This window comes from Streptococcus suis (genome assembly GCF_002964575.1).
GTDB lineage: Bacteria > Bacillota > Bacilli > Lactobacillales > Streptococcaceae > Streptococcus > Streptococcus suis_R.
Window position 1 is genome coordinate 107,512 of sequence record NZ_POQQ01000041.1, and the last position, 26,615, is coordinate 134,126.

Annotated in this window: 32 protein-coding genes, 1 pseudogene and 1 riboswitch; of the genes and pseudogenes, 29 read left to right on the top strand and 4 right to left on the bottom strand. The window is 43.6% G+C overall.

From position 1 onward, the window contains the following. Window positions 1-10: 10 nt before the first annotated feature. Genes C1E58_RS05220 through C1E58_RS05230 form a run of 3 tightly spaced genes read left to right on the top strand, consistent with a single transcriptional unit; the run spans window position 11 to window position 2,388 of the window. Window positions 11-583 carry a GNAT family N-acetyltransferase gene (locus C1E58_RS05220; protein ID WP_105209620.1) on the top strand — a complete coding sequence of 191 codons (573 nt, stop codon included), beginning with the start codon at window positions 11-13 and terminating at the stop codon, window positions 581-583. After that, window positions 580-1,440: a methionyl aminopeptidase gene (locus C1E58_RS05225; RefSeq protein WP_105116968.1), complete on the top strand. Its 861-nt coding sequence runs from the start codon at window positions 580-582 to the stop codon at window positions 1,438-1,440. The genes C1E58_RS05220 and C1E58_RS05225 overlap by 4 nt, the downstream gene beginning before the upstream one ends. A gap of 24 nt (window positions 1,441-1,464) precedes the next feature. Beyond that, window positions 1,465-2,388 (top strand): YihY/virulence factor BrkB family protein, encoded by a 924-nt coding sequence (locus tag C1E58_RS05230; protein WP_105209621.1) that lies wholly within the window; start codon window positions 1,465-1,467, stop codon window positions 2,386-2,388. A gap of 17 nt (window positions 2,389-2,405) precedes the next feature. Here the strand turns inward: C1E58_RS05230 and C1E58_RS05235 are convergent, their stop codons facing one another. Continuing rightward, on the bottom strand, window positions 2,406-2,843 hold the full coding sequence (locus C1E58_RS05235; protein ID WP_105209622.1) for a GtrA family protein: 438 nt from the start codon (window positions 2,841-2,843) through the stop codon (window positions 2,406-2,408). Between the two features lie 29 nt (window positions 2,844-2,872). Beyond that, a riboswitch (PreQ1 riboswitch) is annotated at window positions 2,873-2,975 on the top strand. On the opposite strand from C1E58_RS05235, the gene C1E58_RS05240 reads away from it, so the two are divergent. The 18 genes from C1E58_RS05240 to C1E58_RS05325 all read left to right on the top strand — a co-directional run bounded on the left by C1E58_RS05240 (window position 2,973) and on the right by C1E58_RS05325 (window position 17,913). Then, window positions 2,973-3,488 (top strand): QueT transporter family protein, encoded by a 516-nt coding sequence (locus C1E58_RS05240; RefSeq protein WP_105209623.1) that lies wholly within the window; start codon window positions 2,973-2,975, stop codon window positions 3,486-3,488. (Overlaps the previous riboswitch by 3 nt.) A gap of 266 nt (window positions 3,489-3,754) precedes the next feature. Continuing rightward, on the top strand, window positions 3,755-4,597 hold the full coding sequence (locus C1E58_RS05245; protein WP_105209624.1) for an aldo/keto reductase: 843 nt from the start codon (window positions 3,755-3,757) through the stop codon (window positions 4,595-4,597). A 77-nt stretch (window positions 4,598-4,674) separates the two neighbouring features. Then, a complete protein-coding gene (locus C1E58_RS05250; protein WP_105209643.1) occupies window positions 4,675-6,831 on the top strand; it encodes a Tex family protein in 2,157 nt (718 codons plus the stop codon). Further along, entirely contained in the window at window positions 6,818-7,249 is a 432-nt protein-coding gene (locus tag C1E58_RS05255) for a SprT family protein (protein WP_105209625.1), read from the top strand. The genes C1E58_RS05250 and C1E58_RS05255 overlap by 14 nt, the downstream gene beginning before the upstream one ends. 72 nt (window positions 7,250-7,321) lie before the next feature. After that, window positions 7,322-8,083, top strand: a complete 762-nt coding sequence (locus tag C1E58_RS05260; RefSeq protein WP_105209626.1) for a hypothetical protein — start codon at window positions 7,322-7,324, stop codon at window positions 8,081-8,083. Further along, a complete protein-coding gene (locus tag C1E58_RS05265) occupies window positions 8,073-8,345 on the top strand; it encodes a PspC domain-containing protein (protein ID WP_105114560.1) in 273 nt (90 codons plus the stop codon). The genes C1E58_RS05260 and C1E58_RS05265 overlap by 11 nt, the downstream gene beginning before the upstream one ends. Window positions 8,346-8,563: 218 nt before the next feature. Next, on the top strand, window positions 8,564-9,811 hold the full coding sequence (locus C1E58_RS05270) for a diaminopimelate decarboxylase (protein ID WP_105209627.1): 1,248 nt from the start codon (window positions 8,564-8,566) through the stop codon (window positions 9,809-9,811). 99 nt (window positions 9,812-9,910) lie between these two features. Further along, a complete protein-coding gene (locus C1E58_RS05275) occupies window positions 9,911-10,153 on the top strand; it encodes a YneF family protein (protein WP_105114558.1) in 243 nt (80 codons plus the stop codon). 87 nt (window positions 10,154-10,240) lie between these two features. Next, window positions 10,241-11,035 carry a glutamate racemase gene (gene racE / locus C1E58_RS05280; RefSeq protein ID WP_105124709.1) on the top strand — a complete coding sequence of 265 codons (795 nt, stop codon included), beginning with the start codon at window positions 10,241-10,243 and terminating at the stop codon, window positions 11,033-11,035. Beyond that, entirely contained in the window at window positions 11,032-12,042 is a 1,011-nt protein-coding gene (locus tag C1E58_RS05285) for a nucleoside-triphosphate diphosphatase (protein ID WP_105209628.1), read from the top strand. The genes racE and C1E58_RS05285 overlap by 4 nt, the downstream gene beginning before the upstream one ends. Further along, the gene (locus C1E58_RS05290) at window positions 12,015-12,542 is read left to right on the top strand and encodes a metallophosphoesterase (RefSeq protein WP_105124627.1); all 528 of its coding nucleotides are present in this window, start codon (window positions 12,015-12,017) and stop codon (window positions 12,540-12,542) included. The genes C1E58_RS05285 and C1E58_RS05290 overlap by 28 nt, the downstream gene beginning before the upstream one ends. Next, window positions 12,539-12,997: a cyclic-di-AMP-binding protein CbpB gene (cbpB, locus tag C1E58_RS05295; RefSeq protein ID WP_032511076.1), complete on the top strand. Its 459-nt coding sequence runs from the start codon at window positions 12,539-12,541 to the stop codon at window positions 12,995-12,997. Before C1E58_RS05290 ends, cbpB begins: the two co-directional genes overlap by 4 nt. Further along, complete coding sequence (xerD, locus tag C1E58_RS05300; RefSeq protein WP_105209629.1) at window positions 12,994-13,725, top strand: site-specific tyrosine recombinase XerD; 732 nt, start codon at window positions 12,994-12,996, stop codon at window positions 13,723-13,725. Before cbpB ends, xerD begins: the two co-directional genes overlap by 4 nt. Further along, window positions 13,725-14,444: a segregation/condensation protein A gene (locus C1E58_RS05305; RefSeq protein WP_105209630.1), complete on the top strand. Its 720-nt coding sequence runs from the start codon at window positions 13,725-13,727 to the stop codon at window positions 14,442-14,444. The genes xerD and C1E58_RS05305 overlap by 1 nt, the downstream gene beginning before the upstream one ends. Further along, the gene (scpB, locus tag C1E58_RS05310; RefSeq protein WP_029186159.1) at window positions 14,428-14,997 is read left to right on the top strand and encodes an SMC-Scp complex subunit ScpB; all 570 of its coding nucleotides are present in this window, start codon (window positions 14,428-14,430) and stop codon (window positions 14,995-14,997) included. The genes C1E58_RS05305 and scpB overlap by 17 nt, the downstream gene beginning before the upstream one ends. Further along, on the top strand, window positions 14,987-15,718 hold the full coding sequence (locus C1E58_RS05315) for a pseudouridine synthase (protein ID WP_105209631.1): 732 nt from the start codon (window positions 14,987-14,989) through the stop codon (window positions 15,716-15,718). Before scpB ends, C1E58_RS05315 begins: the two co-directional genes overlap by 11 nt. After that, window positions 15,718-15,957, top strand: a complete 240-nt coding sequence (gene yidD / locus C1E58_RS05320; protein WP_105114549.1) for a membrane protein insertion efficiency factor YidD — start codon at window positions 15,718-15,720, stop codon at window positions 15,955-15,957. The genes C1E58_RS05315 and yidD overlap by 1 nt, the downstream gene beginning before the upstream one ends. Before the next feature lie 180 nt (window positions 15,958-16,137). Then, window positions 16,138-17,913: an oligopeptide ABC transporter substrate-binding protein gene (locus C1E58_RS05325; RefSeq protein ID WP_105209632.1), complete on the top strand. Its 1,776-nt coding sequence runs from the start codon at window positions 16,138-16,140 to the stop codon at window positions 17,911-17,913. A gap of 569 nt (window positions 17,914-18,482) precedes the next feature. Here C1E58_RS05325 and C1E58_RS05335 read toward each other — a convergent pair. Continuing rightward, window positions 18,483-19,286: a peptidylprolyl isomerase gene (locus tag C1E58_RS05335; RefSeq protein WP_105209633.1), complete on the bottom strand. Its 804-nt coding sequence runs from the start codon at window positions 19,284-19,286 to the stop codon at window positions 18,483-18,485. A gap of 145 nt (window positions 19,287-19,431) precedes the next feature. Between C1E58_RS05335 and C1E58_RS05340 the strand changes: the two genes are divergently transcribed. From C1E58_RS05340 to C1E58_RS05355, 4 genes are all read left to right on the top strand, one after another. Further along, window positions 19,432-19,773: a DUF2500 domain-containing protein gene (locus tag C1E58_RS05340; protein ID WP_238142244.1), complete on the top strand. Its 342-nt coding sequence runs from the start codon at window positions 19,432-19,434 to the stop codon at window positions 19,771-19,773. 114 nt (window positions 19,774-19,887) lie between these two features. After that, entirely contained in the window at window positions 19,888-20,427 is a 540-nt protein-coding gene (locus C1E58_RS05345) for a hypothetical protein (RefSeq protein WP_105209635.1), read from the top strand. An 85-nt stretch (window positions 20,428-20,512) separates the two neighbouring features. Next, window positions 20,513-22,858 carry a DNA translocase FtsK gene (locus C1E58_RS05350; RefSeq protein WP_105209636.1) on the top strand — a complete coding sequence of 782 codons (2,346 nt, stop codon included), beginning with the start codon at window positions 20,513-20,515 and terminating at the stop codon, window positions 22,856-22,858. Continuing rightward, on the top strand, window positions 22,858-23,244 hold the full coding sequence (locus C1E58_RS05355) for a VOC family protein (RefSeq protein ID WP_105114542.1): 387 nt from the start codon (window positions 22,858-22,860) through the stop codon (window positions 23,242-23,244). The genes C1E58_RS05350 and C1E58_RS05355 overlap by 1 nt, the downstream gene beginning before the upstream one ends. 42 nt (window positions 23,245-23,286) lie before the next feature. Here C1E58_RS05355 and C1E58_RS05360 read toward each other — a convergent pair whose 3' ends face one another. Continuing rightward, window positions 23,287-23,655, bottom strand: coding sequence for a DUF3397 domain-containing protein (locus C1E58_RS05360; protein WP_105114541.1), 369 nt, complete (start codon window positions 23,653-23,655; stop codon window positions 23,287-23,289). A gap of 154 nt (window positions 23,656-23,809) precedes the next feature. On the opposite strand from C1E58_RS05360, the gene rplK reads away from it, so the two are divergent. From rplK to yghU, 4 genes are all read left to right on the top strand, one after another. Further along, a complete protein-coding gene (gene rplK / locus C1E58_RS05365; protein ID WP_105116783.1) occupies window positions 23,810-24,235 on the top strand; it encodes a 50S ribosomal protein L11 in 426 nt (141 codons plus the stop codon). A gap of 40 nt (window positions 24,236-24,275) precedes the next feature. Further along, window positions 24,276-24,965, top strand: a complete 690-nt coding sequence (gene rplA / locus C1E58_RS05370; protein WP_105116782.1) for a 50S ribosomal protein L1 — start codon at window positions 24,276-24,278, stop codon at window positions 24,963-24,965. A 103-nt stretch (window positions 24,966-25,068) separates the two neighbouring features. Further along, window positions 25,069-25,365 (top strand): hypothetical protein, encoded by a 297-nt coding sequence (locus C1E58_RS05375; protein WP_105209637.1) that lies wholly within the window; start codon window positions 25,069-25,071, stop codon window positions 25,363-25,365. Continuing rightward, on the top strand, window positions 25,365-26,153 hold the full coding sequence (gene yghU, locus C1E58_RS05380; protein WP_105209638.1) for a glutathione-dependent disulfide-bond oxidoreductase: 789 nt from the start codon (window positions 25,365-25,367) through the stop codon (window positions 26,151-26,153). Before C1E58_RS05375 ends, yghU begins: the two co-directional genes overlap by 1 nt. A gap of 263 nt (window positions 26,154-26,416) precedes the next feature. Here yghU and C1E58_RS05385 read toward each other — a convergent pair. After that, window positions 26,417-26,615 (bottom strand): annotated as a pseudogene (locus tag C1E58_RS05385) (transposase); the annotation flags it as partial.

Below are 26,615 nucleotides of genomic sequence, written 5' to 3' on the forward strand. Positions count from 1 at the left end.
TGGGTACACTATGACAGTTTGGACTAGACTAGCACAATTTGCTTGCTTTGAAACAGAGCGCTTGGTTTTACGCCCCTTTTCCTATGAAGATGGGAATGATTTCTTTGAGATTGTATCAAATCCGAAAAATCTTCCTTTTATCTTTCCGGCCTTGGAGGATAAGAACCTGGCTCTTGCGACCATGGTTGAGAAATTTATGCGTAGCCCTTTGGGAAATTGGGCCTTGGTCGATAAGGTTTCTGGTCGGATGATTGGTGCGCTTTGTTTTGAAAAACTAGATGACCGCCAAATGACTGCGGAGCTCAGCTATTTCCTAAAAAAAGACTACTGGGGTCAAGGGCTGATGACGGAAGCGGTGAAAAATCTGGTCTTTTTAGCCTTTTATGAAATCGGGTTAAAAGAATTGACTATCATCACCCATGAGGAAAATGTGGCCAGTCAGATGGTGGCTAGAAAAGCGGGCTTCGTGCTGGCTGAACAGTATAGAGGTAGTGACCGTTACAGTCACAAAACAAGAAATTATAGAAAATTTAGCTTGAAGAAGACAGATTTTAAATTAGAAATGTATGAGGAGAATCAATGATTACCATTAAATCACAACGTGAAATTGATGCCATGAACCGTGCTGGCGACGTGCTAGCTGGTATCCATATTGGATTGCGTGATATCATCAAACCAGGCGTGGACATGTGGGAAGTAGAAGAATATGTCCGTAAAACATGTAAGGAAAAAAATGTCTTGCCCCTTCAAATTGGTGTTGATGGTGAGTTGATGGACTATCCTTATGCGACTTGTTGTGGTCTTAACGATGAAGTTGCCCATGCCTTCCCACGTCATTACAAACTGAAAGAAGGGGATTTGCTCAAGGTTGACATGGTATTGAGTGAGCCTTTGGACAAATCAGTTGTTGATGTGTCTAAGCTCAACTTCAATGATGTCAAGGCTATGAAGAAAATCACCCAATCTTATCGTGGTGGTTGTGCGGATTCTTGCTGGGCCTATGCTGTCGGTCAGGTTTCGGAAGAAGTGCAGAATTTGATGGATGTGACCAAGGAATGTTTGTACCGCGGTATCGAGCAGGCGGTAGTTGGTAATCGTATCGGTGATATCGGTGCGGCTATCCAAGAATATGCTGAAGGACTTGGTTATGGTGTTGTTCGTGACTTGGTCGGCCACGGTGTTGGTCCAACCTTCCACGAAGAGCCAATGGTTCCTCACTACGGGACAAAAGGCCGTGGACTACGCTTGCGTGAGGGCATGGTTTTGACCATTGAGCCAATGATTAACACAGGTACCTGGGAAATTGATACCGATATGAAAACAGGTTGGGCTCATAAAACACTTGATGGTGGCTTGTCTTGCCAATACGAACACCAATTTGTCATCACCAAAGATGGTCCGGTCATTTTGACCAGTCAAGGTGAGGAAGGGACTTACTAAAATAGCAAGAAAGAAGGAGAGGGAATGAAGAAAACCAAATTAGTTGAAGGTTTGAAAACATTCTGCTCAACCTTCTTTTCTTTTTATCGGAATGCTGATATTGATGTGACTAGTGTGGCGGTGGCCTACTATTTGCTAATCGGTATTTTCCCTATCTTGTTGACCCTGGCTAATCTACTTCCTTATTTTCCATTCGACATAGACTTGATTTTGTCGGTTGTGGCAGAATTTGTACCGGATAAGCTCTATCCTCCAGTATCGGACTTTATCACCTCTATTTTGACCAAGCCGTCATCGTCTTGGTTGGGAATTTCAATTGCGACGACCCTGTGGACCTTGTCGCGAAGTATGACAATCCTGCAAAAGGCTGTCAACAAGGCTTATGGTATCAATGAGCATCGAGATTTTATTATCGGACATTTAATCGGTATATTTTTGGGAATTGGCTTACAAGTCATTATTCTATTGAGCATGACCCTCTTGACTTTTGGTCAGGTAATTCTTTCTTTCCTTAGCCAACTTCTTCCGCTAGATAATCAGTGGTTAAGTGGTCTTCTTAGTCAGACACAACTAGTGGGTTTAATTGCCTTATTTGCAGGCTTGATGATGCTTTATTTTTTCTTACCCAATATTCTTATTCAGAAAATCCGTTATATTTTGCCTGGAACAAGCTTTGTTCTTTTGGTTATGACATCGGTCGGTAAGCTTTTTACTATCTATGTGGATAACTATGCCAATCGCTTGTTGGATTTTCGGATGGTTACAGCTGTTATTTTCCTTGTTTTTATGCTTTGGTTTATTTTTATGGCCCAAGTCTTGATCATTGGTGCAGTTATCAATGCTAGTGTTCAAAGTATGCAAGTGGAAGAATTTCATGCTCGAGATGGAGATGTTGTTTCTATTTTAAATAGAATAAAAAGTCGTTTTACACCGATAGAAAAAGAATGAGGCTGGGATTTCCAGCCTCATTTCTTATCTTTAAAAATAAATAATTTACTCAAGAAATAGTTAAGTACGATGACCAGTACTTGTGAGAAGAGTGTTGCGATGGCGTTGACCAGTGAGATGTCATTATTGACGAATTGTCCAATCCATTGTGGGTAGGCTTGAACTAGCAAGTAAGCTAGAAACATATCCAAAACGAGTGTTGCGATACGTGCAGATACGAACTTAACCAGTCGTTGCCCCCAGCCTTCTCTGGCTTGTTTGAAAACGAACCGGTCATTGGTCCAGAAGGCAAAGAGAATAGCGACAGCATTTGCCAGAAGGGTAACCAGGAGAATGGAAGGGATGATTAGAAATAGTCCCATTCGAGTAACCATATAGACAAGGGTAGCTGCAACCCCTGCAATCAAATAAAGGATGACTTCGTTATTTATGAGTTGATAAAATAGTTTTTTCATAAGAACTAGTCTATCATTTTTCTTTCATTTATGCTATACTAGACAACGTTGTTGAGAAAATCAATGACCCTTGGGGCTTGCTCACTTTACCCAAGCATATTTTAAGCATCTTGCTAAAGGAGAATTTTTATGAATACATCTAAATGGACTGCCAGAGATATGGCAGAGATTGCTCTTGTCGCGGCTATTTATGTGGCCTTGACCCTGACACCGCCCTTGAATGCCATTTCCTTCGGAGCTATTCAGTTCCGCTTGTCAGAAATGCTCAATTTCTTGGCCTTTTATAATCGCAAGTATATCATCGCTGTGACCATCGGTTGCATGATTTCCAACTTAATTGGATTTGGTGTCATTGACCTCTTTGTAGGTGGATTTTCAACCCTTATCTTTGTTAGCCTTGGGGTTATCCTCTTTGAAAAATATAAGAATGACTACCTCTTCGGTGGCTTGTTCAATAAGGCATTCTTTTATTTCTCGTTCTTTTTTGCAGCAACCATGTTTACCATCGCCTTGGAATTGAAAGTCTTGTATGATTTGCCATTCTTCTTGACCTGGTTGACGACTGCTGGCGGGGAATTGTTGTCCTTGCTAGTTGGGGCTGTAGTGATTGATAAGTTATCGAAAAAAATCAATTTCGAGAGATAAGTTTTAGAGATAAATGTGAGCGAGGCTGGACGAAAAGTCCAAAGCCACTTCTCAGAGTTCGTGTCAACATCTCAGCGCAGTGGTTGATTGGCAGATTTGTTCGTGCTTCACACTCCAAATCTGACCTAATCAACTGTGCGGGGGTGGGAAGACGAACTCTTTTTTTGACCAGTCGAGTTCTTTCCCGCTCCCTTTTTCTATCTAAATTTTTGTCAGGGCTTACATTTTAGGGTATACTAGAACTAGAAAATACAGGAGGTCTTTTTATGAAGACATATCAACTAGCAAATGGTGTGACCGTTCCAAAAATTGGTTTTGGGACCTGGCAAATTCCTGACGGTGAAGAGGCTCATCGTTCGGTTCTCTATGCCTTGGAAGCAGGCTACCGTCATATTGACACTGCTCAGATTTATGGAAATGAAGCCAGTGTCGGTCAGGCCATTGCGGACAGTAGTGTGGCACGGGAGGATATTTTCTTAACGACAAAGGTCTGGAATGATAAGGTCGGCTATGAGGATACCTTGGATTCGGTTGCTACTTCAATGGACAAGCTGGGTGTAGCTTATCTGGACCTGCTCCTTATCCATTGGCCAAATCCAAAGGCTATTCGTGACGGCATCGGCTGGAAGGAACGCAATGCCCAAGTTTGGAAAGCCTTGGAAGAGCTCTACCGTTCAGGTAAGGTCAAAGCCATCGGTGTGTCGAACTTTATGGAACATCACCTGGAAGGCTTGTTGGAAACTGCTGAAATCACACCCATGGTCAACCAGATTATGTTGGCACCCGGTACTCCCCAGTCAGAATTAGTGGCCTACTGCAAAGCCAAAGGCATTCTCTTGGAGGCCTATAGTCCATTTGGTACAGGAACCCTCTTCCAAAGTCAAGAAGCCGCAGACTTGGCCAAGGAAGCAGGCTGCAGCGTCGCTCAGCTAGCACTGGCTTGGTCCTTGGAAAAAGGTTTTCTACCCTTACCAAAATCAACCAGCCCAGAAAACATCAAGGCCAACTTGGACATTGCAGACTTGCAGATTAGTCCAGAAGCAGTTGCTCAGTTGGATAAGCTAACAGGTCTAAAAGGACAGTTGGATCCGGATTTGGCAGAATTTTAATATTGGAGAGTATGTTGTCATTGCAGCATACTCTTTTATCATCTCCAACCTACCACTTTCATGCTATAATAGTAGCTATGGAAGAAAAATATTTGAAAATTGCTCAGGAATTGGGCGTTAGTTTAAAACAGATTGATACGGTTCTCTCTTTGACGGCTGAAGGCAATACCATTCCCTTTATTGCACGTTATCGGAAGGACGTGACTGGGAATTTGGATGAAGTAGTCATCAAGTCTATCATTGATCGGGATAAGGCCTTGACTGCTCTTGCTGAACGTAAGGCTACTGTCCTTGCCAAGATTGAAGAACAGGGTAAATTGACAGACCAGCTCCGTCAGGCTATCGAGGAAGCGGAAAAGTTGGCAGATGTGGAAGAACTATACTTGCCTTATAAGGAAAAACGTCGGACCAAGGCAACGGTGGCGCGTGAGGCTGGACTGTTCCCGCTGGCTCGGTTGATTTTACAGAATGTGGCTGACTTGGAAGAACAGGCTGCTGGTTTTATCTGTGAGGGCTTTGACACTGCTCAGGCTTGTTTGGCCGGAGCTGTGGATATTTTGGTCGAAGCAATCTCAGAAGACAATAAGCTTCGGGCCTGGGTCTACCATGAAGTACAAACCCATTCAAGCCTGACTTCAGAGCTAAAAGATCAAGAACCAGACGAGAAGGAAGTCTTTCAGATTTATTATGATTTTTCTGAGAAAGTGGCAAAAATGCAGGGTTATAAGACCCTGGCCATTAACCGTGGTGAGAAATTAGGTGTTCTCAAGGTTTCTTTTGAACACAATGTGGATAAAATGGTTCGTTTCTTTGAGCTACGTTTTCCACAGTCTAATAGCTACATCAAGGATGTCATTCAGCAGGCTATCAAGAAGAAAATTTTGCCTGCTATGGAGCGTCGTATTCGAACAGAATTGACGGAAGAAGCAGAAGAAGGAGCTATCCAGCTCTTCTCTAAAAACCTACGAAATCTGCTCCTTGTATCTCCCCTCAAAGGCAAGGTTGTTCTTGGTTTTGACCCAGCCTTTCGGACAGGTGCTAAGCTGGCAGTGGTGGACCAGACTGGAAAACTTTTGACTACGCAGGTCATCTATCCTGTGGAGCCGGCTGGTCAGCGACAAATTGCTCAGGCAAAAAAAGACTTGGCAGACCTGATTGGACAATACCAAGTGGAAATCATTGCTATCGGAAATGGAACGGCCAGCCGTGAGTCTGAAGCCTTCGTCGCTGATTTGCTCAAGGACTTCCCAGATGTTTCTTACGTCATCGTCAATGAAAGCGGAGCCTCTGTCTACTCAGCTTCTGAACTGGCCCGATACGAGTTCCCAGACCTCCCCGTCGAGAAACGCTCTGCCATTTCCATCGCCCGCCGCCTGCAAGACCCTCTGGCTGAGCTGGTCAAAATCGATCCCAAGTCCATCGGTGTCGGCCAGTACCAGCACGATGTCAACCAGAAATCTCTGTCTGAGAGCCTAGACTTTGTGGTTGATACGGTGGTCAACCAGGTCGGCGTCAATGTCAATACGGCCAGTCCGGCCCTTCTGGCTCATGTGGCTGGTCTCAACAAGACCATTTCGGAGAACATCGTCAAGTACCGTGAGGAAAATGGTGCTCTGACCTCTCGTCAGCAGCTCAAAAAGGTGCCTCGTCTGGGTGACAAGGCCTTTGAGCAGGCAGCTGGTTTCTTGCGCATCCCAGATGCAACTAACTTTTTGGACAATACTGGCGTGCACCCTGAGTCTTACAAGGCTGTGGAAAACCTGTTAGAACTTCTAGCGATTGACCACTTAGATGAAGCTGCGCAGGAAAAATTAAAGCAGGTGGCTATCGCAGATACGGCTGAAAAAATCGGTGTCGGTCAGGAAACCTTGAAGGACATCATCGCAGACTTGCTCAAACCAGGTCGTGATTTACGGGATGACTTTGAAGCGCCAGTCCTCCGTCAAGATGTCTTGGATGTCAAGGACCTGGTAGTCGGACAGGAATTGCAGGGGACAGTCCGTAATATTGTGGACTTTGGAGCCTTTGTGGACATCGGTGTCCACGAAGATGGCTTGGTCCACATTTCACGCATGGTCAAGCGAAAACGGGATAAGAATGGACGCCAACAAGCCTTGCCACATCCTAGCGAAGTCCTCGCCGTTGGGGAAATCGTAACGGTCTGGGTGGTTGAAGTGGACATCAAACGCAACCGTATCGGTCTTAGCCTTTTGAAACCAAATGGATCTGAATAAGTATGTGCAAGAAGTCTCCTTGCAAGACTTCGGTAAGGAATTTCGGCATGCAGCAATCTGGAACAGGCGACTGCGGTCAACGGGTGGTCGCTTTTTTCCAAAGGATGGGCACTTGGATTTTAACCCCAAGCACTTGGAGAAGCAAGGCTTAGAAGTCTTTCGGAAGATTGTTCGTCACGAGCTCTGCCATTACCATCTCTACTTTGAGAAGAAAGGTTATCGGCACGGAGACAGGGATTTCAAGGAACTGTTAGCTGCGGTGGACGGCCTGCGCTATGCTCCCAAACTGGAACAAACTGCCAAGCCAAGCTTGCTTTATACCTGTCAGTCCTGTGGACAAGCCTACCAGCGCAAGCGCCGCATTGACCTAAAAAAATACCGATGTGGCAAGTGTAGGGGTAAACTCACTTTGAAATAATAGAGAATCAGTCCTCGGGCTGATTTTTTTGTGGCGAAATGTGATATACTAGTAGAGAATTGAGGTGAAATCATGGTACAACAACAGCAAGAACGATTGATTGAGCTTTATGAAAAAGGTATTTTGACCAAGGAAGAGGCTAGGGCTTGTTTTTTGAAATTTGAGGAACGCCCAGATGTGCTCTTTGTGGAGGAAAAAACTCGGACCGGTTTTACCTTGCCAAGTTTCAAGGTATTCGCTTCTTCAAAATTGAAGCAGGCTTATAGCTTTGAGGGAATTGAATCCTTATTTTTACAGCTATCAGAGGGACGACTGACCATGACCAAGTCAAAGTCTAATCAGGTCGGGGTTGAGATAGTCTACAATCAAGATGCTCCAGAGGACCAGTTGCCTCGTATCTATGTTGAGAAACGTGGTCTGTACTTCAGTAGTAGTTTGCCTTGTCGGTTGACCATTAGTTTACCTCAGGAATGGATGTCCGTGCTGGACTTGGAGCTTGGTCAGGCAGATGCTCGTCTGGATTATGTGCCGTTTGAGGATATTTCCATCCGCAGTTCAAGGGATAAAAAACAACAGGATATTCGCTTGACAACCTGCGGTGGCTATCCACAGCATTTATCTGTTCAATTAAATCAGGCACAAGTGACCCTCTATCCTGGAAAATCTCAAGGGATACAAGGGCAACTGATTTCTTCATCTGGTCAGGTTCTGGTCAACCGCAAGAAGAAAACCAGTCCCTACCAGTTTGAAAAAACGGGTAGTGATGTGCTCTTTGTAAAAGGGCAGACGGGGCAGGGTTGTTTCTATGTGAAAGGAATAAAAGATGTCAATTGATTTGTATAAAGTAAGACAAGGCAAAGTTTTATCAGGTGTCCTTGCAGGGTTGGCCCATAAACTAGGTTGGGAAGCATGGGTGATGCGTGTGCTCTTCCTTGCTGCTCTATTTTTAGGAAAAACATCTCTGCTGACCCTGGCTCTCTATGTCGCAGGAGCCTATTTTCTACCCTATAAAGAAGATCAGGATGCGGAACGCTATGGGACTGGTCCGCGTAAGATAAAAGATGCAGAGAAAATAAAACAATCTTGGTTTGAATAAGAAATAGATTTGTAAGTCTCAGTTCGGAATTTAGTTTGCATCAATTTCCGGTTATAGATAATGAAAAGTACCCTAGAAAACGGATAGTATAGAAAGTTTCTAGGGGCTCTTTATTTTTCTGGAAATAGACATCGACCTCATAGTTGGTATAAACTGTTTCATTTCTTGAAAAGTGTTTTCTGTGGTATAATAGGAAAAATATTTGATGAGGTAGAGAGATGACCAAGACGCCATTTGTCAGTAAAGAAGTTTTAGAAACCATTACGGAGCAATTTCCGACTCCCTTTCATTTGTATGATGAAAAAGGCATTCGTGAGAAGGCCCGTGCCCTCAATGCAGCATTTGCATGGAACAAGGGCTTTAAGGAATATTTTGCGGTCAAGGCGACTCCGACACCAGCTATTTTAAAAATTCTTCAAGAAGAAGGCTGTGGAGTGGACTGCGCAACGGATGTAGAAGTGCTCATGAGTGAAAAATTGGGCTTTACAGACATCATGTTCACATCCAATGATACCCAAGCCCAAGAATTTGTCTATGCCAGAAAAGTTGGGGCGACCATCAACCTGGATGCCTATGAGCATATTGAATTTTTGAAAAATGTAGCTGGTATTCCAGAAACAGTCTGCCTCCGTTACAATCCAGGTGGCGTTTTCTCGCTGGGAACGGATATTATGGACCATCCAGAAGAGTCTAAGTTTGGGATGACCAAGGACCAGCTCATGAAGGGCTACAAGGAATTGAAAGAGCTTGGTGTCAAGGAATTTGGGATCCATGCCTTTCTGGCTTCAAATACTGTGACCAATGATTACTACCCTGTTCTAGCTCGCCAACTCTTTGAATTGGCCTTGGAAATCCGTGAGGAAACAGGTGTGACCTTGGACTTCATCAACCTGTCAGGTGGGATTGGGGTCAACTATCGTCCTGAACAAGAGCCGAATGACATTGCGGTCATTGGTGAGGGGGTTCGTAAAGCCTATGAGGAAATTCTCACGCCAGCTGGTATGGGACATGTCAAAATTTTTACGGAATTGGGTCGCTTTATGTTGGCGCCGCATGGTCACTTGATTACCAAGGTGCTTCATCGTAAGGAAACCTATCGGACCTATGTAGGTGTAGATGCCTCAGCTGCCAACCTCATGCGCCCAGCCTTCTACGGCGCTTATCACCATATCACTAACATCACTCGACCAGACGCTCCGATTGAAGTAGTGGATGTAGCAGGCTCTTTATGTGAAAACAACGACAAGTTTGCGGTTAATCGGGAATTGCCACGGGCAGAAGTAGGAGATACCTTGGTCATCCATGATAGTGGGGCCCACGGCTTCTCCATGGGTTACAACTACAATGGTCGTTTGCGTTCTTCTGAAATTCTTTTACAGGAAGATGGCACAGCTCGTATGATTCGCCGTGCTGAAACTCCTGAGGATTATTTCGCAACCATTTACGGTTTTGAATTTGACAGGTAAGTCTTGGAAAAGCTTGGGGAATTTGGTATAATAGTGTCAGTATGAGATTGCGCGATGCAATACCAGATGAATTATTTTTTAGAAAATCAGGAGATTGATATGCAATTAGGTATCGGTTTAGTAATTGTTTTGGTGCTTGTGGCACTTGCAGGTGGTGTAGCCTTGGGGATTTACTTGTCACGCAAACAAGTGGAAAACTACATTGCTGATAAGCCAGTTTTGGATGAAAATGCCTTGCGCTTGATGATGAGTCAAATGGGTCAAAAACCAAGCGAAGCAAAAGTACAACAAGTACTTCGCCAAATCAAGAGCCAGCAAAAAGCAGCAAGCAAGAAAAAATAAGCGACATGGGACTGGGATATTCTTTCCCACTCCCTTTTTTTGAGTAAGAAAGAAAGGTTAGTCAGACTTCTGGCTATTCTTAGCAGTATGGATAATAGACCTATAGGATTTTTAGATTCAGGTGTGGGTGGTTTGACGGTTGTGCGTGAGCTCATGCGCCAATTACCCCATGAAGAAATCGTTTATATCGGAGATTCTGCACGAGCTCCTTACGGTCCTAGACCAGCTGAACAAATCAGAGAATATACTTGGGAATTGGTGCGTTTCTTATTGACAAAAAATGTCAAAATGATTGTCCTTGCCTGTAATACAGCTACAGCAATTGTCTTGGACGAAATCAAGGAATCTCTAGATATTCCCGTTTTGGGAGTTATATTGCCAGGTGCCTCCGCAGCCATCAAGGCGACAAGGAATGGGAAGATTGGGGTTTTAGGAACCGCTATGACCATCCAATCGGATATTTACAGACAAAAGATACAGGCTCTCTCTCCTGGGATACAGGTAGAAAGCTTGGCTTGTCCCAAGTTTGTCCCTTTGGTAGAGTCCAATGGACATCAATCTAGTTTGGCAAAGAAAGTTGTCTATGATAGTCTGCGTCCCTTGGTCGGTCAGGTAGATACGCTGGTTTTGGGCTGTACCCATTACCCCTTGCTCCGTCCCATCATTCAAAATGCCATGGGCAAGGATGTCAAGTTGATTGACAGTGGAGCAGAGTGCGCACGGGATATTTCGGTCTTGTTGAATTATTTTGAAATCAACCGTAGCCGTACAGAAAAGGATGTTCAGCACCGTTTTTACACAACAGCTAGTCCAGCAGCTTTCAAGGAAATAGCTGAAAGCTGGATGGGCATTGATATTCATGTGGAGCATGTAGAACTATGACAGACAAGATATACGAATACAGAGATGAGCATAACTGGTTTATCGGAAAGGCTAGCTTTGCCAACCTATTTAGTTCCTTTGGAGAAACTGGCAGAGAACAAGAAATTTACCAGATTGGTCAATTATTTGACAAACTCATTGCTGGTAATTATGAAGATGAGAATTTTAACCAGTGTGTCAATATTGAGGTGATTAAACTTCAGTCTGACTTTGCCCTCTTCCAGTTTGCCTGTGATGTTTTGAATGAGTTAAACAATAGACAGTTCAAGGCCCTCCAACACCAAGGGGCTATTCTGGTAACAGAGAATGACAAGCTTCTCTTGGTTCATCTGACAAAAGATGGTGTGGCTATGTCTGATTTCTTCGGTCAAGACAAGGGGTTGGCAAGCGTGGGAGATACCATCTTGATTGCCACTAAAAATGAAGGTAAGACCAAGGAATTCCGTAAGTTTTTTGAGCGGTTTGGTTACCAAGTTGAGAACCTCAACAACTATCCTGACCTGCCAGATGTAGCAGAAACAGGTATGACTTTTGAAGAAAATGCACGGCTCAAGGCTGAAACCATAGCAGAGCTGACAGGCAAGATGGTCTTGGCAGATGATTCTGGTTTGAAGGTTGATGCTTTAGGTGGTTTGCCAGGAGTTTGGTCTGCTCGTTTTTCAGGACCAGACGCCACAGATGAGCTCAATAATGCCAAGCTCTTGCATGAGTTAGCTATGGTCTTCGACTTGAAAAATCGTTCTGCTCAGTTCCATTGCACCCTAGTCATGGCGGCTCCAAATCGTGATAGTTTGGTTGTCGAAGCTGACTGGGAAGGTTTTATCGGTATGGAACTCCGTGGGGAAAATGGATTTGGCTATGATCCGCTCTTTCTCGTCGGTGAAACAGGCAAGACCTCGGCAGAGTTGACCCTAGAAGAAAAAAATCAGATTTCCCACCGTGCACAAGCACTAGAAAAATTAGTGGAGGCATTTTCAGTATGGCAGGAGCAAGCAAGACAATCCTAGTCATGAGTGATTCTCATGGGGATAGACAGATTGTAGAAGAGATTAAAAACCACTATCTTGGCAAGGTCCATGCTATTTTCCACAATGGTGATTCGGAGCTAGACAGTCAAGATAGTCTTTGGGATGGCATCCAAGTGGTCAATGGCAACTGCGACTATTTTGGTGGTTACCCAGACCAGCTCATTACTCAATTGGGTGATGTGACCATTGCCCAAACCCATGGACACCTCTATGGCATTAACTATGGTTGGCAACGCTTGGATTATTGGGCACAGGAAGTGGATGCGGATATTTGTTTGTACGGGCATTTGCATGTACCTGATGCGGAAGTGCGTGGCAAGACCCTCTTTCTCAATCCAGGATCCGTTAGTCAACCTCGTGGTTTGGTCAGAGAATGTCTCTATGCTCTTGTGACCATCACTGAAGACCATTTCCATGTGGATTACTACAATCGGCAGCACCAACTTTACCCAGCATTGACAAAGGATATTTCAAGATGATTGCACGAGAATTTGAGGCCTTTTTGTTGGACCAGGAAGAAACCTTCTTGACACCAGCAGATAAATTGGCTGTTATCATTGATACCCATAATATTGACCATGCCAAGCTGTTACTCAGCCACATGACCTATTCCCGTGTGCCCGTGGTGACAGAAGACGGTCGTTTCTTCGGCACCATTGGCTTGACGGAGATTATCAAGTACCAGGCTGAGCATGAGTTATCAGATGATGAATTGAACAGAGATATTTCTTTGATTGCTAAGACAGACGAAGAGACTGTTGGTTTGGATTATGACTTGACAGAAGTCATGCGCAAGCTAGTCGACCAATCCTTCCTACCGGTTCTGGGGGAAAACAGGGAATTTCTAGGCATTATTACCCGTAAATCCATTCTCAAAGCCATCAATGCCCTTCTGCATAATTTTCCTTTGGCATCAAAAGAAGGTAAGAAATGAAGCAGGCCATAGAAGCGTTTATCCAGAGTAAAAAGGTCAGTGTCAATAGCCAAAAATCCTATACCTATGACCTGCAGCAATTTGTGGAGCTGACCAAGGGGGATATCAACCAGCAGTCACTCTTGGTCTATCAGCAATCTCTTTTAGCATTAAAGCCTGCTGCTCAGAAGAGAAAACTCTCAACGGTCAATCAATTTCTCTACTTTCTCTATGAAAGAGGTCGCTTGGACAGGTTTTATAAGCTACAGGCTCTGGCAGGTCCAGCCAGTGTCAAAAAAAAGCTGGAGCGGGAGGAACTATCTCTCCTCTTTCAAGACAGTCCTTGGCTGGAGGGGCAGCTCATTGCTCTTTTGATTGCCTTACTAGGGCTAACTCCTAGTGAAATAGCAGAGCTGACTAGCCAGCAGGTCAATCTGGATTTTCAAGTCCTGACAGTTGAGAAAGGGGCGACTAAGCGCGTCCTAACCTTGCCCAAGGAATTACTTGTTTATTTGGAGAGGCATTTGACTGGGATTTATGTTTTTGACAAAAAAGGGCAGACCTATTCTCGTCAATGGTTTTTCAATCGTCTGACGGAATTTGTCCAGTCCATCGGCAAGCCTGATTGGACAGCCCAAAAATTACGAGAACAGTACATTTTGAGCCAGATAGACGAGGGAAAATCCTTGGACCAAATCGCCAAGCAGTTGGGACTAAAAACAAGCATGAGTTTAGAAAAATTTAGATAATGGATATAAAATTAAAAGATTTTGAAGGACCTCTGGATCTCTTGCTTCACCTGGTGTCCAAATATCAAATGGATATTTACGAGGTTCCAATTACAGAGGTCATTGAGCAATACCTAGCCTACATTGCGACCTTACAGGCCATGCGTTTGGAGGTGGCAGGAGAGTATATGGTCATGGCCAGTCAGTTGATGGTCATCAAAAGCCGTAGGCTCTTACCAAAAGTTGTCGAGCAGACAGACCCTGAAGATGACCCAGAAATGGACCTCTTGGACCAGTTGGAAGAATACCGCAAATTCAAGCTTCTCAGTGAAAAAATGGGTGAACAGCATGATGAGCGGGCCAATTATTTTTCAAAACCTAAGCTGGACTTAATTTATGAGGATGTTCAGCTAGCCAAAGACAAGACAGTCATTGATATTTTCCTAGCCTTTTCGAAAGTCATGGCTGAAAAACAGGCCAGTCTCCGTCAGTCCCATGCGACCATTGCCCGTGATGAGTATAAAATCGAAGACATGATGGACTTTGTCCGCAGTCGTTTTCAAGCTAGTTCACGGATTGAACTAGGCCAGCTCTTTAAGGAGAGCCAGGATATCAATGAGGTCATTACCATTTTTCTAGCAACCTTGGAGCTGGTCAAGGTCCATGAGATTGTTCTGGAACAGGCAGAAACCTTTGGAGACATTTATCTAGTAAGGAGTGAACATGAATCGCTTAGCTGAAATCGAAGTCCTGCTCTTTGTAGCAGGTGAGGATGGCTTGAGCTTACGCAATTTGGCAGAGATGCTAGAATTGCAGCCCACAGCTGTCAGCCAGCAATTAGAAAAACTCAGTGAAAAATACATGGCCGACAAGGCCTCAGGCCTCGCTCTCTTAGAATCTTCCAACCGCTACAAGTTGGTCACTAAGAAAGAGTATGCCGACCTTTTGCGGATTTATGCCAAAACACCAATCAACCAGACCATGTCACGGGCTCTTTTGGAAACCTTGTCGATTGTTGCCTACAAACAGCCTATTACACGGATTGAAGTCGATGAGATTCGTGGGGTCAATTCCAGCGGTGCCATCAGTAAGTTGCAGGCCTTTGACCTTATCCGTGAGAATGGGAAGAAAGAGGTTCTTGGCAGACCCAATCTCTATGTAACGACGGATTATTTCCTGGATTACATGGGGATTAACAGCCTAGAAGAATTGCCAGATGTGTCAGAAATCGACTTGGTTGAGCAAGAAACTGAGCTATTCATAGAAAGAAATGAGTTAGAAGATGAGAATTAACAAATATTTAGCCCACGCTGGTGTAGCCAGTCGTCGTAAGGCAGAAGAATTGATTAAGCAGGGTCGTGTTACCGTCAATGGTCAAGTGGTTCGTGAATTGGCAACAACCATTAAGTCTGGAGATAAGGTAGAAGTAGAAGGCCAACCTATTTACAACGAGGAGAAAGTGTATTACCTACTCCATAAGCCAAAAGGTGTTATTTCCAGTGTGTCAGACGACAAGGGACGAAAGACTGTTGTGGATTTGTTGCCAACGGTCAAAGAACGGATTTATCCTGTTGGTCGTTTGGACTGGGATACATCTGGGGTTTTGATTTTGACCAATGACGGTGATTTTACGGATGAGATGATTCACCCTCGTAATGAGATTGATAAGGTGTACTTGGCGCGTGTCAAAGGGGTTGCCAACAAGGAAGTCTTGCGTCCCTTGACCCGTGGTGTCGTCATTGATGGCAAGAAAACCAAACCAGCAGTTTACGAGATTATCAAGGTAGACCCTGTCAAAAATCGTTCTGTGGTCGAGTTGACCATCCATGAGGGACGCAATCACCAAGTTAAGAAGATGTTTGAAGCAGTTGGTTTACAGGTGGATAAACTCTCTCGTACCCGCTTTGGTAATCTGGATTTGACTGGGTTGCGTCCAGGGGAATACCGCAAGCTCAATAAGAAAGACATCAGTAAACTGCATACCTTGGCTGTTACCAAGCCTGTGAAAAAATAATGACGAGACTATTAATCGGCTTGGTCCGATTCTATCAGAAATTCATTTCTCCTCTATTTCCGCCCACCTGTCGCTATCAGCCCACTTGTTCCACTTATATGATTGAGGCCTTACAAAAACATGGACTCAAGGGCTTTTTGATGGGCCTGGCTCGCATTGGGCGTTGTCATCCCTTTGTGGAGGGTGGAGAAGACCTTGTTCCAGACAGGTTTAGTTTGAAACGAAATAAACAGAAGTAGGGAGACCTACTTTTTGTTTTGAATGTTTATTCATAACAAAAAGAAACAAAATGTATTTTTATGATGAATAAGAAAAATATAATCAAATGAATAGCAAAAAACGAATTTTCTTTAAAAGAATCTTGCATAATTATTCTATAATGTGCTATACTAATTGAAATAATATAAAGGGGTAGAGATATGAAGAAAATGAAGAAATTTGCTCTTGCAGGGGTTAGCTTGCTTTCCCTAGCAATCTTAGCAGCTTGTCAAAGTAAAGAAAGCACGAGCTCAATTGATTTATCTTTTGAGTCTGAAGTGACCCATGAGGGTCAGGCAATCAGTGGTGGGCAGTTTAAGTATGCCTTGGTTGCATCTGCACCATCCACGGGTATTTTGTTAGATGAGCTTGCTCAGACGGGAGTGGATGCTCCGTTTGCCTCTATGGTTGATATTTCTATGTTTGGCTATAATGCAGACCGTAAATTGGATGATTCAGGACTTGCTAAGGCTGAATTTGATGTGGATGCCAAAACTGTCACTGTTCGTTTGACAGGCAAGGATTACAAGTGGTCAGATGGTCAACCGTTTACTATCGATGACTATATTTTCACTATTGAGCAGTTGGCTAGTCCGGATTATACTGGTGTCCGTGCTGATACAACCTACACCAATATTGTTGGTTTCGAAGAGCTACAGGCAGGAACAGCTAGTGAAATTTCAGGCGTCAAGAAAGTTGACGACTATACAGTTGTTCTGACTGTCAAAGAGATGTCGCCTTCTATGATGTATGCAGGTGGTGGAGTTCCTGAATTGGTTATGCCCAAGCATATTTTCAAGGATATTGCGGTCAAAGATTGGGAATCAAGTGAATATGCTCGTACTGCCAAAGTTGTTGGGATGGGACCTTACAAGGTCAAGGAAATTGTCAGCGGCGAATCAGTTACCTATGTACCAAATGAATATTACTTCAAAGGAAAAGTTAAGCTAGATAGTTACAAGATTGATATCGTTTCTCCAGACACCATCGTTTCTGAGATGAAAGCCGGAAACTATGACTTGGCTGAAATGCCAACCGACCAATACGAAGCCTACAAAGACCTTACCAATATTACCTTGCTTGGTAGTCTAGATGGTATCTACAACTATATCGGTTTTAATCTTGGGACATACGATGAAGCAAGTGGTAAGAACGTGACCAATCCAGACGCTAAGATGAACAATGTCAAATTGCGTCAAGCCATGGGTTATGCCTTGGATAATGCTGCTATCGGCGAAAAATTATACAATGGCTTGTATCACCCAACCAACTCACTCATCATTTCCTTCTTTGGCGATGTGCATGATGCTGATTTAGCAGGCTATAGCTATGACCCTGAAAAAGCTAAACAATTGCTGGATGAAGCTGGTTACAAGGATGTCGACGGTGATGGAATCCGTGAAGATGCCAATGGCAAACCGCTGAAGATCAATGTCGCTGCTCAGAAATCAACTGAAACGCAGGAAACCATGGTGCAACAATACTTGACATGGTGGAAGGAAATTGGTCTGAATGTGGAGCTTTACACTGGAAGAACCATCGAATACAACACCTTCTATGAATCCATTGCAGCCAACGACGAGGGAATTGATGTTTACCTTGCAGCTTGGATTGCTGGTCTAGATCCGGATCCAACTTCATTGTGGGGACCTGAAGCTATGTACAACTATACTCGATTTGTTTCTGATGAGAATACAGCTCTCTTAAACAAGATTGCTTCTGCGGAATCATTTGATGAAGCGAAGAACATTGCGAATTACAAGGCTTGGCAAGAATATGCCTTTGAGCAAGCATTTGCTATTCCAACCCTCGAACGTGAAAGTATTACTGCCGTAAACAAACGCGTTAAATACTATGACGTTTACATTGGTTCAAACAGCAAGTCAAGTCCTGAAAAGATTGAATTGACAGCTGAAAAAGGTGTTGCTGCAAAATAGGTTGAAATCTATAATCCGATTGTTGTAATAGAAAATAGGGAAATCATTGTTTAAAAGGACTCCAAAACCTCCTGAGGTTGAGTATCGTGAAGCAGTGGATTGTAATGTTATTATGGTTAGTCATTCGTAAATTATACTCTTCGAAAATCAAAATCAGACGTTGTTGACTTGATTTGATGAACTTCAGTTCTATCTGCATCTGCGTCGCCTAGTCTGTTTTTGATTTTCATTGAGTATTAGTTCCCAATGTCATAGTGTTTTTAAAATTAGTAATCGCCTTTATTTTTTGGGGAGTCGTAACCATTTTTGATGTTCAGTCAGTATCAAGGTGGACAACCGGTGAAGTTGATGTTATTAAGGGGTAGAATAGTTTGGAGTCTAGTAGGAGGTTTAACCCTCTCAACTTCCTTGTTGCTTTGGGTCAAATCTTAGGAACCTATGGTACAGCAGTTACGACGGTAATTGCTGTACCCATTCTTTATAGAGTACTCAAAGGTTTACATCATCGCAATTAGTTTAGCATAGAAAAAAGCTTGAGGATTGCAATTTTCTCAAGCTTTCTTACTGTGTTATTTAGTGTAATCTTTCAATATCTCAATGGCTTCAATTTTGACATCTGTTTTAGGTTTGTCACTGCTGTCTGTTTCGACAGAGGCAATTTTATCTACAATATCCATTCCCTCGATGACTTGCCCAAAGACAGTATGTTTGCCATCTAAGTTTGGATTTCCACCGTTTTTATAAGCTTCGATGATTTTTCCTGGATAACTTGAGGTCGAGAGTTGGCTGGACATATCGGTGGTATTTTGGTTAATAAAGAACTGACTGCCATTGGTTCCAGCGCCAGCATTGGCCATGGACAATGAACCACGGATATTGTAGAGAAAGGCAGAGATTTCATCCTTAAAACCATAGCCAGCGTCGATAGTGGTTCCCTTGCCAGCCCAGATGGATTCACCACCTGTACCATTTCCCAGAGGATCTCCACCTTGGATCATGAAATCCTTAATGACCCTGTGGAAAATCGTGCCATTGTAGTACCCATTTTTAGCATGGGTCAGGAAGTTCTCCACAGTCAATGGTGCTTGCTCAGGGAAGAGCTTGATGGTAATGTCGCCTTCGGTGGTCTTGATTTTTACAGCAGCCTCATTTTCAGCAATGTCGCTAGAGAGCTGTGGGAAGCTAGCATCAGGATTGTTAATGGCATAGGCTAAATCCTTGGCATACTGACTGGAAGCAGTTGTGTCTGTGGTGGTTGCCAAGGTTGAGCTAGAACTGGAAGAACTTGAGCTGCTAGTGCTTGTAGTGGAGTTACTTGCGCAGGCTGTCAGTAAGATTGTGGAAGTCAGGGCAAGAAAAAGTCGTTTTTTCATGGAAAATCCTTTCTAGGTGACGTAAAAATTATGCTCATTTTACCATGATTTGATAGATTTTTCAATTTTCTGCCGAAAGACTAGATTTCTATGGATTTTTGTGTAAAATTTGGTATACTATGATTAAAAAAGGAGGATGCTCAGAATGCAAGATTTAATCAATAGTTCAGGCTTGTTCATGTTGTTTTTCTACGCAGTCGCGACTCTCATACTGGGAACGGTTTGTTTTCAAATTAGCAAAAATATCATGGAGTGGCTTCGCAATAATCAGGCTCCCAAAGAGACTTGTAAGGCCAAGCTGGTTGCTAAACGGACCCATGTTTTTGGGAATGAAATGGCACGGACAAATTATTATGTAACATTTGAGTGGGCAGGCAAACGGCAGGAATTTCGTGTACGACCAGACCAGTATGCCCTTTTAGCAGAGGGAGATATGGGAACTTTGCATTTTCAAGGCACCCGCTTCCTAGCTTTTGGCAGGGGATAGCGTTCTTTTCTGTTAGAAATGAACAAAATGGTGTATAATAGCAGGAGTTTGCCAGCCCAATTAGATGAAACAGTTGGATTTATTAGGCTGAGCTACATAGGAGAAGTTTGAAAAATGTCTATTGAAAAACGTATTGAAGAGATGTACAAAGACCACGAGGTCGAACCCTATATTTCCCCTGAACGTGACCTAGCAGCCTGGCTGTTGGAAGCCAAGCCCGTTCCAAAACGCAATATGATTCGACTGGAAGAAGGCTTGCTACCGGGGGATATTATCCTCCTTTGGCGGATTAACTTTGGCACCTTTGAGACCACGACGCCCTATTCCAAGTACTTTGAGTATATCTACGGCATCAACGGACCTGTCCACATGGAGCAGCTGATTGCAGACGGCTACGCCTATGTTGAAACAGCCTTTGATTCGCTGGACCACATCACCTCTACTGCCAAGAAGAATATCCTCAAGGCAGAAGGCGTGACAGGTCTATCCAAGATGAAGGCGGCTGACCTAGACACTGCCCTCAAGGACCACTTGACAGAAGAAAAACTAGCTCCCTACTTTGCTGTTCGCGGTTATGCCCTGACGGAAAAAGGCAGAGCTGCTCTGGATAATCACCCAGAAGTCATTGACAAACACCCAAAGAAGAAAATGTAGACTGGCAAGGCTGGTCTATTTTTTCTCCCATGAAAAATCTTCTCAATTATGATAAAATAAAGAGATTGAGAAAGTAGAGGAAGTTATGGCAAAAACGAGTAAAAAAGGAAAGGCGACTAGGCGACCGACCAAGGCAGAGCAGGCCCAGCAGGAAAAGGTAAAAAACATCACCCTTAGGGTGGCTGGCATTTTATTTATCCTCTTTGCGACCATTCGCTTAGGCGCATTCGGGGTAACGAGTTACAATTTACTACGCTTACTGTTCGGCAGTGTGACCTACTTGGTCTTGGCAGGTGCCCTTATTTTCCTCTTTGCACCGACTCGGATTCGCAGTCGCAAGGGGACAATTTTGGGCTTCTGGTTGATGACGATTGGATTGCTGATTGAGTTTCAAGCCTTTTTAGACTTGGGTTATAAAGGGACGGACCTCTTCAACCAGACCTTCAAACTCATCTTGACCGATTTATCTAAGTTTCAGGTGACTAATTTTGCAGGAGGAGGCTTGTTGGGCAGCATCTTTTATTGGCCAGTATCCATTCTCTTCGCCAATGCAGGAGCCTTTTTCATCGGATTCTTGGTGCTGGCCTTTGGTATTTTTCAGCTAGGACCATGGTCTGTCTATGATGTAGCGGATGGCTTATCGCTTGCTAAGGATAAGTTAGCTGAGGGTCAGGCAAAGCGGGCAGAGCTTCGCGAGGTCAAGCGGGCTGAACGAGAAGAAAAACGCAAGCAAGAATTAGCTCGCCTTGAGGAAGAACGCTTGCGCTTAGAGGATGCAGAAGAAGCTCAAATTCTGGACTTGTCAGATAGAAAAATTGACCTCGAAACTGGGGAAATTCTAGAAGAAGAAGCCCCTCACGTTCCGATTATCTCTGGATATGACAATCAAGTGGAAGATGAATTCCCAGTCATGTTGGTAGAGGATGAGGAAGAGATTAACTCTCAGAACCAACCTATTGTTGACGAGGAAGGGCAGGATATTCAAATTGACTTTAAACCCAAGAAAAATCTGGTCTACAAACTGCCGTCCATTGACCTATTTGCGCCGGTCAAGTCAAAAGGACAAGGAAATGAGAAGAAAATAGTCCGTCAAAATATCAAGGTTTTGGAAGATACCTTTGCTAGCTTTGGCATAAAAGTTGTGGTGGAACGAGCAGAAATCGGTCCATCTGTAACCCGGTATGAGCTAAAACCGGCAGTTGGGGTGCGTGTCAATCGGATTTCCAATCTGGCTGATGACTTGGCTTTGGCACTGGCTGCTAAGGATGTCCGTATTGAAGCACCGATTCCTGGTAAATCTCTGGTTGGTATCGAAGTGCCTAACTCAGAGGTGGCCATGGTACCCTTCCGCGAACTTTGGGAACAATCCAAGACAGATGCCAACAAGCTCTTGGAAATCCCACTTGGAAAGGCAGTCAATGGCTCTGTTCGTTCCTTTGATTTGACCAAAATGCCCCATCTTTTGGTTGCAGGTTCGACAGGTTCAGGTAAGTCTGTCGCAGTTAATGGTATTATCTCTTCCATTTTGATGAAGGCAGGACCTGACCAAGTCAAATTTATGATGATTGATCCGAAGATGGTGGAATTGTCTGTCTACAATGATATTCCTCATCTGCTCATTCCAGTTGTGACCAATCCACGCAAGGCCGCTCGTGCTCTGCAAAAAGTTGTGGATGAGATGGAAAAACGCTATGAGCTCTTTAGCCAACTTGGGGTGCGAAACTTAGAAGGCTACAATGCCAAGGTAGAAGAATATAACAGTCGTTCAGATGAAAAGCAGATTCCATTGCCATTGATTGTTGTCATTGTTGATGAGTTGGCAGACCTGATGATGGTGGCCAGCAAGGAAGTGGAAGATGCCATTATTCGATTGGGGCAAAAAGCTCGTGCAGCTGGGATTCACATGATTCTGGCGACCCAACGTCCATCTGTTGATGTTATCTCTGGACTTATCAAGGCCAATGTGCCGTCTCGAGTTGCCTTTGCGGTGGCGTCTGGCACCGATTCACGGACTATCTTGGGAGAAAATGGTGCGGAGAAATTGTTGGGTCGTGGAGACATGCTCTTCCATCCAATTGGAGAATCTGCCCCTGTTCGTCTACAAGGCTCCTTTATTTCTGACGATGATGTTGAGCGCATTGTCAGCTTTGTCAAGGAGCAAGCCGAGGCAGATTATGACGAAACCTTTGACCCTGGAGAAGTTGCAGAAGGCGATAGCGATACTGGTTTCGGAGATGCGGGTGGCGACCCACTCTTTGAAGAAGCACGGGCCTTGGTTGTAGAAACGCAAAAAGCTAGCGCCTCTATGATTCAACGCCGTCTATCTGTCGGCTTTAACCGAGCAACCAGACTGATGGAAGAATTGGAAGCAGCAGGAGTGATTGGTCCCGCAGAAGGCACCAAACCCAGAAAGGTATTGGAAACACCATAATGAAATTTGAAGCAGTCCACCATATTGCCATTATCGGTAGCAATTATGAGCGAACACGAGAGTTTTATGTCGATAAATTGGGCTTTGAGCAATTAGATGAACACATCAGACCAGAAAAAAATGACATTCTCTTCAATGTCAAAAAAGGAAATATGGTCTTGGAAATCTTCATCAAACCAGATGCGCCACTGCGTCCAGCCATGCCTCATCCTGAACATACAGGGCTACGTCATCTGGCCTTTCAGGTTGCAGATGTGGAGGCTTGCCTAGAAGCATTTGACCGTTTGGACATTCGACATGAAGCCATGCGCACAGATGATTTCGATGGGAAGAAGATGGCCTTCTTCTTTGATCCAGATGGCCTCCCCTTAGAAATTCATGAATAGAAAGAACCCCTTGTTGCTATTTCAGCTACAAGGGGCTTTGTCTTAGGATTTGAGTGTCAATACAGCGATGACCAGCGCCAAATACATAAAGAAGGTTAGGATAAAACTAGCTCTCCAGAAGACCTTGAAAAAGCGTTTATAGGAGAACTCTTTTTTCTTGAAGAGAAAGAAGGCGCAGAGTCCCATAGATAGAAGGGAAAGCGCTAGAAGCAGGTGAGGGAGTAAACTACTATAGTAAACCCTATCCGATATGAGATAAAATTCCAGGGCATAGAGAGGGAAGGCAATATCAGCGAAGTTTCTGCCATATTTTTGCAACCTAAAAAACTTGACCGCAATGATAGAAATTGCCAAGGTCAGAAAGATAAAAAGGACTGCAATAATTTTTGTAAAAAGAATTGATTCAAACATACTTTCATTCTATAAAAAATGTGAAGAAAAGTAAACATAAAGCTTGCATTTCTTTTAAAATCATGTATAATGAAAAGGTATGTGTAAAACACATATTTGTGGGAGGTAAAAATCTGTAATTACCGCCAAAACCACAATAGGAGGATTTTATATCATGGCTAAAAAAGTCGAAAAACTCGTAAAACTTCAAATTCCTGCAGGTAAAGCTACTCCAGCTCCACCAGTCGGACCAGCACTCGGTCAAGCAGGTATCAACATCATGGGATTCACAAAAGAGTTCAACGCTCGTACAGCTGACCAAGCTGGTTTGATCATCCCAGTCGTTATCTCTGTGTATGAAGATAAATCATTCACTTTCGTGACTAAAACACCACCAGCTGCTGTTCTTTTGAAAAAAGCTGCAGGTGTTGAAAAAGGTTCAGGTACACCAAACAAAACTAAAGTTGCAACAGTTACTCGTGCACAAGTACAAGAAATTGCTGAAACTAAAATGCCTGACTTGAACGCTGCATCTCTTGAAGCTGCAATGCGTATGATCGAAGGTACTGCTCGTTCTATGGGATTCACTGTTACTGACTAAGTAGCACCCAAGATTATCTGATTACAAGGAGACATATAAAATGGCTAAAAAAAGCAAAAACTTGCGTGCTGCTCTTGAAAAAATCGACAGCACAAAATTGTACAGCGTAGAAGAAGCTGTTGCTCTTGCAAAAGAAACTAACTTCGCTAAATTTGACGCGTCAGTTGAAGTTGCTTACAACTTGAACATCGACGTTCGTAAAGCAGACCAACAAATCCGTGGCGCAATGGTATTGCCAAACGGTACTGGTAAAACTTCACGCGTTCTTGTTTTCGCACGTGGTGCTAAAGCAGAAGAAGCAAAAGCTGCAGGTGCAGACTTTGTTGGTGAAGATGACCTCGTTGCTAAAATCAACGGTGGTTGGTTGGACTTCGACGTTGTTATCGCAACTCCAGATATGATGGCAGTTGTTGGACGTCTTGGTCGTGTACTTGGTCCACGTAACTTGATGCCAAACCCTAAAACTGGTACAGTAACTATGGATGTTGCTAAAGCAGTTGAAGAGTCTAAAGGTGGTAAAATCACTTACCGTGCTGACAAAGCAGGTATCGTACAAGCTCTTATCGGTAAAGTATCATTTGACGCTGACAAACTCGTTGAAAACTTCAAAGCTTTCCACGAAGTAATGGTTAAAGCAAAACCTGCTACAGCTAAAGGTACTTACATGACTTCTGTATCAATCACAACAACACAAGGTGTTGGTATCAAGGTTGATCCAAACTCACTTTAATCAATAGAAAGATTGTCTTCGGGCAATCTTTTTTTGGCTATCTTGACATACTTATGAAAATACCTTATACTGATATCAGAAAACAAGGATATAGGAGTTTCTTATGAAAAAAGCTAATCGTGAAGAATTTTACTCCCATTTATCAGCCCTTTATCAGCTGTCATCAGAAGCTATTTCACCCGTTTTGCGCGAGAAAATTGTTGAATTTGCCCAGAAACTTGACCAGTCAGACAATCTCTACTTGTTGGCGGATCAGTTATCGGTATTTGTCAATGCTGAATTGACGGGCTTGACCTGGAGAGCGCCGAAGGAATTGGTAGAATTGGGACGTTATATCCAAGACTTACAAGTGACCTATAGGCGCTATGTACTAGGAATAGATGATTTGGAGGAAAAATAATGACAGAATACACAAAACCACTGGTTTGGAAGTGGGAAGATGAGAATGACAATCGTTCAGGCAACCGCCCAACTGCAGGTAGTCGATTTGAACAGGTATTGCCAAAAGGAGAACAGGCTTTCCAAGTTTATTCCTTGGGAACACCTAATGGCATCAAGGTTGCCATTATGCTGGAAGAACTGAAGGAACTGGGTATTTCAGAAGCTGGCTATGACCTCTTTCTCATCAATATCGGTCAAGGAGACCAGTTCGGTTCTGACTTTGTTGGGATAAATCCCAACTCAAAAATTCCAGCTATGGTGGATTACTCTGAGAAAGAACCAGTTCGTGTTTTTGAATCCGCCAATATTTTATTTTACCTAGCAGAAAAGTTTCAAGCCTTCTTGCCAAAAGAATGGTCGAAACGTACAGAAGTTCTTAACTGGCTCTTCTGGCAAACTGGCGCCGCTCCCTTTGTTGGAGGTGGTTTTGGGCATTTCTTCCATTACGCTCCGACAGCGCAGGAATATCCGATTAACCGCTACGCCATGGAAACCAAGCGGCAGTTGGATTTGTTGGATCAATTATTGGCGACCAGGGAATACATTGCTGGAAATGACTACACTATCGCAGATATAGCCATCTGGTCTTGGTATGGACGGTTGGCGCAAGGTCAGCTCTATCCTGGTTCGGCAGCATTCCTGGATGTCGCCTCTTATAGCCATTTAAATGCCTGGGTGGAAAAAATTGCAGAGCGTCCAGCTGTTCAGAGAGGTCTGGCAGTAACATATGCTTCTATAGAAGATTAAAAACCTGTATCCACAGTTCAGCACTTCCAGCTGAGGCTAGTTTTTCACTTATTCAGCCTTCGTTAGTATTTCCTAAAAAGCTGCCTTGATTAGCGAAAAACGAGCTCTAATATAAAAGGAATTTACTTAGGAATACAGGTTTTAAGCAGCGAGGCTGGGCAAAAACTAGCCAATAACTAAAAAAAACACAGACAGATTGAGCTGCTTCTGATGAAATCCAGCCGTACTGTCTGTGTTTTTCTTTTTATCTCTATTATCTTGGACTAATTTCTTAGCCAATTTCGTGAGATTCATACTCATTAGGAGGAATCCTATCTCAGTTTCAACCACTTTTTGACCTCTGACATGGACTCTACGCACGCCAAAAACACCCTTCATCCTACCAAATACAGGTTCGACATCCACCTTGCGTTTGGCATAAATGCGGGCTCCCTCTTTACTTGTCACTTCCTCTTTCTTTAA